This is a genomic window from Mesorhizobium sp. M4A.F.Ca.ET.090.04.2.1 (genome assembly GCF_003999085.1).
In the GTDB taxonomy this organism is placed as follows: domain Bacteria; phylum Pseudomonadota; class Alphaproteobacteria; order Rhizobiales; family Rhizobiaceae; genus Mesorhizobium.
Genome location: NZ_RZOT01000171.1, coordinates 1 through 10,698, shown reverse-complemented (window position 1 = coordinate 10,698; position 10,698 = coordinate 1). Strand labels below are relative to the sequence as shown.

Annotated in this window: 9 protein-coding genes; 4 read left to right on the top strand and 5 right to left on the bottom strand. The window is 65.2% G+C overall.

Annotated features, from left to right (window positions below; all coding sequences use genetic code 11):
- The 4 genes from EN781_RS14280 to otsB form a co-directional block, all read left to right on the top strand.
- Nucleotides 1–590, top strand: a 590-nt coding sequence (locus EN781_RS14280; protein ID WP_145965503.1) for a glycosyltransferase, incomplete at its 5' end; no start/stop codon positions are given.
- A 46-nt stretch (nucleotides 591–636) separates the two neighbouring features.
- On the top strand, nucleotides 637–2,799 hold the full coding sequence (locus tag EN781_RS14275) for an amylo-alpha-1,6-glucosidase (protein ID WP_126058963.1): 2,163 nt from the start codon (nucleotides 637–639) through the stop codon (nucleotides 2,797–2,799).
- A gap of 220 nt (nucleotides 2,800–3,019) precedes the next feature.
- The gene (locus EN781_RS14270; RefSeq protein ID WP_126058964.1) at nucleotides 3,020–4,801 is read left to right on the top strand and encodes a trehalose-6-phosphate synthase; all 1,782 of its coding nucleotides are present in this window, start codon (nucleotides 3,020–3,022) and stop codon (nucleotides 4,799–4,801) included.
- Entirely contained in the window at nucleotides 4,798–5,592 is a 795-nt protein-coding gene (gene otsB, locus EN781_RS14265) for a trehalose-phosphatase (protein WP_127400077.1), read from the top strand. Before EN781_RS14270 ends, otsB begins: the two co-directional genes overlap by 4 nt.
- A 149-nt stretch (nucleotides 5,593–5,741) precedes the next feature.
- On the opposite strand, the gene EN781_RS14260 is transcribed toward otsB, so the two are convergent.
- From EN781_RS14260 to EN781_RS14240, 5 genes are all read right to left on the bottom strand, one after another.
- Nucleotides 5,742–6,818: an ABC transporter ATP-binding protein gene (locus tag EN781_RS14260; RefSeq protein WP_126058966.1), complete on the bottom strand. Its 1,077-nt coding sequence runs from the start codon at nucleotides 6,816–6,818 to the stop codon at nucleotides 5,742–5,744.
- A complete protein-coding gene (locus EN781_RS14255; protein ID WP_126058967.1) occupies nucleotides 6,815–7,615 on the bottom strand; it encodes an ABC transporter permease in 801 nt (266 codons plus the stop codon). Before EN781_RS14255 ends, EN781_RS14260 begins: the two co-directional genes overlap by 4 nt.
- Entirely contained in the window at nucleotides 7,615–8,442 is an 828-nt protein-coding gene (locus tag EN781_RS14250; protein WP_245455439.1) for an ABC transporter permease, read from the bottom strand. Before EN781_RS14250 ends, EN781_RS14255 begins: the two co-directional genes overlap by 1 nt.
- Nucleotides 8,443–8,542: 100 nt before the next feature.
- Nucleotides 8,543–9,547, bottom strand: coding sequence for an ABC transporter substrate-binding protein (locus EN781_RS14245; RefSeq protein WP_126058969.1), 1,005 nt, complete (start codon nucleotides 9,545–9,547; stop codon nucleotides 8,543–8,545).
- Nucleotides 9,548–9,611: 64 nt separating this feature from the next.
- A partial coding sequence (locus EN781_RS14240) for an aldehyde dehydrogenase family protein (RefSeq protein ID WP_127400076.1) occupies nucleotides 9,612–10,698 on the bottom strand: 1,087 nt, incomplete at its 5' end.

The window sequence follows — 10,698 nt, the reverse complement described above, 5'->3', positions numbered from 1 at the left end:
ACCATGGCCTGCCGATCGACATCTATCGGCCCGCTTTCGAGACCACGGAAGAGGAACCGTATCTTGCCTTTCTCGGCCGGCTTTCGCGCGACAAGCGGCCGGACCGCGCCATCGAGATCGCGCGCCGCTCTGGGTTGAAGCTGAAGCTGGCGGCCAAGATCGGTGACGATGATCGTGCCTATTTTCATGACGTTGTTGAGCCGCTGATCGACGGTGACCGCGTCGACTATGTCGGCGAGATCGCCGAGGACGAGAAGGCCGAGTTTCTCGGCAAGGCGGCCGGCCTGCTGTTCCCGATCGATTGGCCCGAGCCGTTCGGCCTTGCTCCGATCGAGGCGATGGCCTGCGGCACGCCATCGATTGCCTGGAATTGTGGCGCCTTGCCTGAGATCATCGATCAGGGCGTGACCGGATTTGTCGTCAATTCGATGGACGATGCGGTCAAGTCCGTGCCGGCATTGCTTCAACTCGACCGTCGAAAGGTGAGGGCTGCCTTCGAAAAGCGGTTTTCCGCCAACAGAATGGCCCGCGACTATGTGGCCGCCTATGGGCGCCTCATCGGTGGTGCGACCGACGCGAAGGCCTCGTGAGAGGCGCCGCCTGATCCGGGGGGCGGAGCAAACGGGAAAAAAACATATGACAGAGCTCGACGAGCGCAAGCTTGATCCCGCCGTAGCCCTTGCCGCTCTGGACGAGACCGCGCCGCGCGAGCCGCACCGGCTGTTCGCGCTGAAACAGGGCGACTGCTTCGCGGTGGCCGACGCTTATGGCGATATCCGGGGCGCCGGCGACGGCTTCTTCCGCGACGACACGCGCGTGCTTTCGGAGTTTCGGCTGACCGTCGGTGGCAGGCAAACATCGCTGCTCGGCGCCTCGCTCAGCCAGGACAATGTGCTGTTCACTAGCAATCTCACCAACCTGCCGGTTCAAAGCGTCGGCGGCCGCGACATTCCGCAGGGCGCGATTCATGTCGAGCGCGTCAGGCTAATCTGGCAGGACCGGCTGTTCGAGCGCATCACGCTTTCCAACTATAGCCAGGAGACCTCGGCGATCCGCGTTTCTCTGCACTTTGCCGCCGATTTCCGCGACATGTTCGAGGTGCGGGGCTCGACAAGGGCAAAGCGCGGCACCGCGCATGCAGCCAAGATCGACGCGACGTCGGTGCTGCTTCGCTATGACGGGCTGGACGGGTTGGCGCGCCTGTCGGCGATATCGTTCTCGCAGGCGCCCGATCAACTGACAGACAGCCGCGCCGATTTCCTCGTCGCGGTGACCAAGCGTTCCAGCAAGGTGCTCTATGTCGAGGTCGGTTCGGAGGCTGTCGACACCCCGGATCGCGATCGCTTCCGCGCCGCAGCGGCGCGGGCCCGTTTCGGCATGCGGGCAAAGCGCCGCCACGGCGCCACGTTGCACAGTTCCGGCCGCGTCTTCAACGACTGGGTCGAGCGCGCCCGCGCCGATGTGGCGCTGCTCACCACCGAACTCGCGACTGGGCCCTATCCTTATGCCGGCATTCCCTGGTTTTCGACGGCATTCGGCCGCGACGGCGTGATCTCGGCGCTGCAGATGCTCTGGCTCAACCCTGGTCTGGCGCGCGGCGTGCTTGCCTTCCTCGCCCAGCACCAGGCAACCGAGACGTCGCCGTTCAGCGATTCACAGCCCGGCAAGATCATGCACGAGACCCGCAAGGGCGAGATGGCGGCGCTGCGCGAGCTTCCCTTCGGCCGCTACTATGGCGGCGTCGATACCACGCCGCTCTACATCCATCTCGCCTGCGCCTATGCAGATCGCACGGGCGACATGGAATTCATCGACAGGCTGTGGCCGTCGATCAAGGCCGCGGCGGAGTGGACGGAAGAGGCGAGCCGGGAGACCGGTTTCGTCACCTACCAGCGCGCCGCCGAATCCGGCCTCGCCAATCAGGGCTGGAAGGACAGTTTCGACTCGGTCTTTCACGCAGATGGCCGCATCCCCAAGGGCCCGATCGCGCTGGTGGAAGTGCAGGGCTACGTCTTTGCCGCGTTCCGGGGCCTGGCGGCACTCGCCCGCCGCCGGGGCGGATATGCGGAGGCCGAGCATTGGGAGGAGCGCGCCGAAGCCATGCGCGCGGCGGTGGAGAGCCATTTCTGGGCGGACGATCTCGGCTTCTATGCGCTGGCGATCGACGGCGCCGGCGAGCCCTGCAAGGTGCGGACGTCGAATGCGGGCCACCTTCTGTTTGTCGGATTGCCTGAGCCGGAGCGGGCGAAACTGGTCGCCGACCAATTGCTTTCGGCATCCTTCCATTCGGGCTGGGGCCTGAGAACGCTCTCCGACGACGCGGTGTTCTTCAACCCGATGTCCTACCACAACGGCTCGATCTGGCCGCACGACACCGCCATCTGCGGCGTCGGCCTGGCGCGCTATGGCGAGCGCGAGAGCGTGGTGCGGTTGATGAGTGGCACGTTCGAATCGGCCGTGCATTTCAACATGCGGCTGCCGGAGCTGTTCTGCGGCTTCACCCGGGCGCCGGGCGAGGCGCCCATCGCCTATCCGGTCGCCTGCCTGCCGCAGGCCTGGTCGGCCGGCTCCGCCTTCATGCTGATGCAGGCCTGTCTCGGCCTGGAGATCGATGGCTGGGAAGGCGAGATCCGCGTCACGCGGCCAAGGCTGCCGATCGGCATCGACACACTCACGCTTCGACACCTGACCGTCGGCGACAGGGCGGTCGACCTGACCTTCCAGCGCGTGGGCGATCGTGTCGTCGCCTTCCTTGCCGACCGGCATGAAGGTCTGGTGCCGCTCATCGTGCGCACCTGAGATGTGCTGATTTCAGCCGACCTCCAAATGGCGGCTTCCTGCCTTTCGACCGCGCGATCTTCAAGGGATCGCCCACGGCCCGGAAAATGTCGGAACCGATGCTCCGTTTGTGCGTTGCACAATCACACCGGACGCGCGGCGGTCTGTTCCGTCGCCCGGCAAGGTGTCGAAAACAAGAAGAATGAGTCCTGCGGCGGGCCGGTGGCAAGTTGGCGTTTCAATGACTGATCAAGGCATCGACTTACTGTGGAGCCTGCTCCTGGTAAGTCTTCTACTCTCCGCTCTCGCGGTGTTCTTCTCCATATCGCGGCGCCATCGCAATTCCGCGCCAGCGTCGGTGCCTGTCGCCGGCGAGGATGTGGCTTCCGAGGCGGCACGCAAGGTGCTCAGGGAATTCGAGAAGAATGGCCAGTCGGTCGATGCCGCGCTGGTGACTTGGTCGCCCGAAACCCTGAGAAAGATCCTTCACGAGGACCTGCCGGAAGCGCAGGTGATCGTGGTTTCCAACCGCGAGCCTTACATCCACAACGAAAAGAACGGAGAGGTCGAACTGGTCGTGCCGGCGAGCGGATTGGTTTCGGCGATGGAGCCGATCACGCGCGCTTGCGCCGGCACCTGGATCGCGTATGGCGGCGGCACGGCGGATCGCCAGGTGGTCGACAGTGACGACCGGTTGCAGGTGCCACCCGACAATCCGTCTTACACGCTGCGCAGGGTGTGGTTGAGCGAGGAAGAATATCAGGGCTACTACCTGGGTTTCGCCAACGAGGGCCTGTGGCCCCTCTGCCATATCGCCTTCACGAGGCCGATCTTCCGCGAATCGGACTGGGAGGCCTACGAAGCCGTCAACCGTAAATTCGCCGACACGGTGGTCGCCGAAGCGCGCAACGAGCGGCCGATCGTGCTAGTGCAGGACTATCACTTTGCGCTTTTGCCGCGCATGATCCGCGAACGCCTGCCCGAGGCGATCGTCATCACCTTCTGGCACATCCCGTGGCCGAACTCGGAAGTTTACAGCATTTGCCCCTGGAGGGAGCGTATCCTGGACGGGCTGCTCGGCAGCTCGATCATCGGCTTCCATACCCAGTTCCACGCCAACAATTTCACCGAAAGCGTCGATCGCTTCCTTGAGAGCCGGATCGAGCGGGCGGACGCCGCCATCTCCTATGGCGGCCAGACGACGCTGGTCCACGCCTATCCGATCTCGATCGAATGGCCGCTGCAGCTTCTGGCGAAGCTGCCCGATGTCGCCGAATGCCGCACGCGCGTCCGCGACCGATTTGGACTGTCGGCGGATGTTAAGCTCTGCGTCGGCGTCGAGCGCCTGGACTACACCAAGGGCATTCTCGACCGCTTCCACGCACTGGAGGAATTGTTCACCAGGCATCCCGATCTGATCGGCAAAGTCGTCTTCCTGCAGATCGCCGCACCCAGCAGGGGCACATTGCCAGCCTACAGGCAATTATACGACGAATGCATGCGCTATGCCGACGACCTCAACCAGCGCTATGGCAGTGACGGCTATCGCCCGGTCGTCATCGTGGCCGAGCATCACTCGCAGAAGGCAGTCTACGAGATCTATCGCGCCGCCGATATCTGCATGGTCACCAGCCTGCATGACGGCATGAACCTCGTCGCCAAGGAATTCGTCGCCGCGCGCGACGACGAGCAGGGGGTGCTACTGCTCAGCACCTTCGCCGGCGCATCGCGCGAATTGCTGGAAGCGCTAATCGTCAACCCTTACGACGCGGCGATGATGAGCGGGGCCCTCTTGCAGGCGCTGACCATGTCGGCCGAGGAGCAGCGCGAGCGCATGCGGCGCATGCGCGAGATCGTGCGCGACAACAATGTCTACCGCTGGGCCGGCAGCATGCTTCTGGACGCCGCGCGCCTGCGCAAGCGTGGCGAGCTCGACCGCGTCACAGCCAATGCCGAGCGGTCAGCGATTGCCGATAATGTCGTCCCCATCTTCGAACGCAGACAGGTAGCAGGACTCCGATGAATTATCAGGCAGAGCTGAAACCCCGCCTTCCCGAAGGCCGATGGGCGTTGTTCCTCGACATTGACGGCACCTTGCTGGAACACGCAGCCCATCCCGACGCCGTGTCGGTCAGCAAAGAGCTTCGCTTTCTGCTGCAGGCGATCGAGCGCCGGCTGGACGGCGCGCTTGCTTTCATCACCGGCCGCTCGGTCGCGGCGGTCGACCGACTGTTCGAACCGCTGAAGCTGCGCACTGCCGGTCTCTACGGGCTGGAGCACAGACTTGTCCCGGGCGGCCCCGTAGAGGCCGCTGACGAACCGGCGGACATGGCGGCGCTCGCCGACGAGATCGAACTGGAGCTGGCGAGCCAGGCCGTCTATGTCGAGCGCAAGGGCCCGGTGCTCGCCGTCCACACTCGTGCGGCTTCCCATCTGCTTGCCCGAGCGACGGAGTTGGTCGAGGCAGCGCTGACCCGCCTGCCCAAGGGTTATCGCGTGATTGCCGGCAATGCCGGTGTCGAATTGATGCCGCTCGACGCCGCCAAGGGTGCGGCGATCCGGCGCTTCTTGCAGCTCGATCCGTTCACCGGCCGACGGCCGGTGTTTCTCGGCGATGATACCTCGGACGAAAACGGCTTCGATACAGTCAATGCCGTAGGTGGGATCTCGATCCGCGTGAAGCCGCAGGGACCAACGGCGGCGGGCTATGTCATTGCCGATGTCGCCGGCGCCATCGCCTGGCTTCAGGCCAATTTCGGCGATCTCGCCAAGGAAGCTGGCCGGGGCGATGTCCGGCGTAGTCGCAGACTATGATCTGCTGTCGCTAATAGGCCTGGTCGTGGAAAATTGTTCGGGGGGTGCGGCCGAAAGCCGATTGTTCCTTTCGTCGGGGCCTGAAGTCTATAAAGCTTGTAGACATTAGTGCCAACCCATCCGCGGCGCCAATCGCTCCGGCGCGAGCGTCAGGCGGGAAACAGGAACGCCGCCGCCGGGTCGAAAAAGACCTGCCGCCGGCTTGCCGTCGCATCGTGCGACGCCATGGCCGACGATGTCGGCCTGATGTCGATTTCCTGCCCGGCGCCGGTGCGCGCGACGATGCGGCGGCGCTCGCCGTAGAAGGCGACATCGACGATCTCGACGGCAAGCTCGGCGCTTTTCTGGTTTCTTTCCAGGTGAAAAGCTTCCGGCCGGACCATCAGCCTGGCCTTCTGTCCGCTGCCGAAGCTGCCATTGGCGCTTATGCCTGAGAGCACCGAGCCGTCGGCAAGCCGGATGGTCGCGGCGCCGCCGACGGTTTCCAGGTGCTCGGCGGCCAAAAAGTTCGAATTGCCGATGAAGCCGGCGACGAAATCGGTCGCGGGCCGAAGGTAGAGATCCTCGCCGGTGCCGATCTGCTCGATGCGGCCGTCCCTGAACAGCGCGATGCGGTCCGACAGATGCAGCGCCTCTTCCTGATCGTGCGTGACATAGAGGATGGTGACGCCGGTCTCGCGGTGGATGCGGCGGATTTCGGCCTGGATCTCCTCGCGCAGCTTCTTGTCGAGCGCGGAAAGCGGCTCGTCCATCAGGAGGATGGGCGGATCGTAGGCCAGCGCGCGGGCGAGCGCGACGCGCTGCTGCTGGCCGCCGGAGAGCGCGCCCGGAAGCCGTTCGGCGAAACTTTCGAGCCGCACCAGGGCGAGCATGTCGGCGACCTTGCGCTTGACCTCGGCATCCGGCCGGCGGCGCACGCGAAGCGGAAAGGCGACGTTTTCGGCGACGCTCAGATGCGGAAACAGCGTGTAGCGCTGGAACACCATGCCGATGTTGCGCTTGTGCGAGGGCACCGCAAGCAGCGACTTTCCTTGCAACAGGACATCGCCGGAGGTCGGGTCCTGGAAGCCGGCGATCGCGTAGAGTGTCGTCGATTTTCCCGAGCCCGACGGGCCGAGGAAGGTCAGGAACTCGCCTTTGGGAATCTCCAGCGTCACATCATGAACGGCGACGAAGGCGCCGAAAGCCTTGCGCAATTTGCGGATCGACAGGAAAGGATCGGTCATGTCTGCAACTTTCGGCGCAAGAGTGCCGTCACCACCATGAGGGCGAGCGTGAGCGCGACCAGCAGGCTGGAGGCGGCGGCAATGACGGGGGTGAGGTCGGAGCGGAGGCTGCCCCAGATCTTGACCGGCAAGGTCTGCAAGGTGGGGCTCGCCATGAAGATCGCCACGACCACCTCGTCCCAGGAGGCGAGGAAGGAAAAGATCGCGGCGGAGAAAATGCCGATGCGGATCGACGGCAAGGTGATCCTGAGCTTGGCCTGGAGCGGGCTGGCGCCGCAGACGATGGCCGCGTCCTCGATCGACTTGTCGAAGCCTTCGAGCGCCGTGGCGATCGGGATGATGGCGAAGGGGAGCGCCAGCACGGTGTGGGCAATGACGAAGCCGACCGTGGTGCCGCCGAGGCCAAGGCGCAGGAAGAAGGCGTAGATGGCGATGGCGAAGACAACGACCGGCAGCACCATCGGCGTCAGCAGCAGGCCGCGCAGAATCTCGCGCCCACGGAACTCACCGCGAACCAGAGCGAAGGAGGCAAGCAGGCCGACGGCGACGGCAAGCAGGGCCGTCAGAGCGGCGATGCGGGCGCTGGTCAGCGCCGCCTCGATCCAGGACGGGTCGGCGAACAGCTCCTGATACCATTTCAGCGTCCAGCCCGGCGGCGGGAAGGCCAGCCAGCGCGACGAGCCGAAGGAGAGCAGCACAATGAAGATGACGGGCAGCAGCAGGAAGGCGGCGACGAGCGCGGTGAAGGTCAGCAGTGCAACCTTCAGCCAGCCCAGGCGGTCGTAGTCGAGCAGCATCAGGCGCCTCCCGCGGCTCGTTTTGAGCCGACAAGGCGCAGTTGCAGCGCGTAGAGCGCCATGGTGACGACCAGCAGGATGAAGGCGGCGGCGCTGCCGAGGCCCCAGTTGAGCAGCGACTGGATCATCTGCGCGATCATTTCGGCGAGCATCATGTTCGACGTGCCGCCGAGCAGCGCCGGCGTGACGAAATAGCCGAGCGACATGACGAAGACCATCAGCCCGCCGGCGGCGATGCCAGGAAGCGAGAGCGGCAACAGGATGCGGCGGAAGGCGGCGAGCGGGCTGGCGCCGCAAAGCGCTGCCGCGCGAAGCGTCATCGGATCGATTGCGCGCAGAGTGCCGACCAGTGGCAGGATCATGAACGGCAGCATGATGTAGACCATGCCGATGGTGACGCCGGTAAGGTTGTTGATGAGCGGCAGCGGCTGGTCGGTGATGCCGGTCGCTATCAGCGCCCGGTTGATGACGCCAGTGCGCTGCAAGAGCACCATCCAGGCATAGGTGCGGGTCAAGAGATTGGTCCACATCGACAGGATAATGATGCCGAACAGGATCGAGGCGAGGGCCGGCGGCATGATCGCCAGCATCCAGGCGACCGGAAAGGCGACGAGCACGGTGACGATGGTGACGACGAAGGCGACGAGGAAGGTGTTGAAGAACACCCGCGCGTAGGTGCCGTCGCCGAGCAGCGCAGCGTAATTCTGCAGGCCGGGAGCCGGATCGGTGACGCTGCGCAGGAGCAGCGCCAAAACCGGCACGACGAAGAAGAGCCCGATCAAGGTCAGCGCCGGCAGCAGGCCGCCGACGCCTGCCGGAAGACGCATTCTGGCGATGCTCTGTTCAATTTCCACCGACATAGCGGTATCCCGGGTTGCGAAGCGGGACGGCGGAAGCCGTCCCGCTTCTGTCACGAGAAGGCGGGCGTCATTTCGCCTGCCAGGCGTACCAGCGCGTGGCGATCTCGTCGCGATGCTCGGCCCAGTAGTTCATGTCGAGGTTGATCTGGCCGTCGACATGGGCGTCGGGCAGGCCCTTGACCACGTCGGCGGGCATCTCGGCCTTGGCCTTGGTGTTGATCGGCGCATAGCCGCTCGCCTCGGCGAATTTCGCCTGGCCGGTCGGGCTGGACGCCGCGGCGAGGAACTTCATGGCGGCGTCCTTGTTCTTGGCGCCCTTCGGGACGACGAGAACGTCGGCGGCGGTGAGGTTCTGGTTCCAGGAGACACCGACATCGGCGCCGTCCTTCTCCAGCGCGAAGACGCGGCCGTTCCAGAGCTGGCCGAAGGCGGCCTCGCCGGAGGCGATCAGCTGCTGCGACTCGGCGCCGCCGCCCCACCAGACGATGTCGGACTTGATGGTGTCGAGCTTCTTGAAGGCGCGGTCGAGGTCAAGCGGATAGAGCTTGTCGGCCGGCACGCCGTCTGCCAGCAGCGCGATCTCGATGACGCCTGGCGCCGACCATTTGTAGAAGGTGCGCTTGCCGGGAAATTTCTTGGTGTCGAACATGTCGGCCCAACCGGCCGGCTCGCCGGGGACCGCGCCCTTGTTCCAGGCGAGCACGAAGGAATAGTAGAAGCTGCCGATTGCGTGCTCGTTGCTGAAGCGCGGATCGAGATCGTCCTTCGGCACGACGGCGAAGTCGATCGGCTCGAGCAGCCCGTCCTTGGCCGCCTTGATGGCGAAGTCCATTTCGACGTCGACCACGTCCCAGGTGACGTTCTTGGCGTCGACCATGGCCTTCAGCTTGCCGTAGTCGGTCGGGCCGTCCTGCAGCACCTTGACGCCGGCCGAAGCGGTGAACGGCTCAGCCCAGGATTTGGTCTGGGCTTCCTGGGTCGTGCCGCCCCAGCTGGTGAACACCATTTCCCCGGCCTTGGCGGCCGTCGTTGCAATCAGACCGGCAAGGATGCCGGCGAAAATCAGTTTCATGTCGTTCTCCTCTGACTTTGTGTGTTCCGTTTCTTGTTCTTCAGTGCACCGTCGACAGGCCGCCTCAGCGCATGACGAAGGGATCGGGGATCGGCTCGTCCGATGTGCGGATCCACACCGATTTCGAGCGCGTGTAGTCACGGATGGCGTCGAGGCCGCCTTCTCTGCCGAGGCCGGAGAGGCCATAGCCGCCGAACGGAACCAGCGGCGAGACGGCGCGGTAGGTGTTGACCCAGACCACGCCGGCATGGATGCCGCGGGCCATGCGATGCGCCCTGGCGAGGTTGGTGGTGAAGACACCCGACGCGAGGCCGAAGGGCGTGTCGTTGGCGAGCGCCAGCGCCTCCGCCTCGCTGTCGAAGGCGAGCGCGCTCAGCACCGGTCCGAACAGTTCCTCACGCACGCAGGCGAGCGCCTGATCCTGCGCCTCGATGATCGTCGGCGCGTAGTAGAACCCGTCCGCCTTGCCCTTGGGCCGTGCGCCGCCGGTGATCAGCCGGCCGCCGCCGGCCAGGCTTTCGGCGACGATCGTCTCGATCCGTTCGCGCTGGCGCAAGGTTGCGAGCGGCCCCATTTCGGTGGCGGTGTCCTGTGGATCGCCGATGGCGATGGCCTCGGCCTTCCGCTTCAGCCGCGCGAGGAACTCGTCCTTCACCGAACGCTCGATCAGCAGCCGCGAGCCGGCGACGCAGCTCTGGCCGGTCGCGGCGAAAATGCCGGCGACCACGGCGTTGGCGGCGCTGTCCAGATCGGCGTCGGCGAAGACGACGACCGGGCTTTTGCCGCCGAGCTCGAGCGTCGTGTAGGCGAGATTCTCGGCCGTGTTGGCGACGATCTGGCGGGCGGTCGAGGGGCCGCCGGTGAAGGCGACGCGGGCGACGAGCGGGTGGCTGGTCAGGCGGCGTCCGCAATCGTGGCCGAAGCCGGTCAGGATGTTGACGGCGCCCGCCGGGAAGCCGGCCTCGTGGACCAGCTCGGCGAAGGCGAGCAGCGGCGCCGGGCCATCCTCGGAAGCCTTGAGGACGACGGTGCACCCGGCTGCCAGCGCCGGACCGAGCTTGACCGCCGACAAGAAGAGCTGCGAATTCCAGGGCACGACTGCGGCAACGACGCCGATCGGCTCCGGCCGCACCGTCACCTCCATGTCGGCC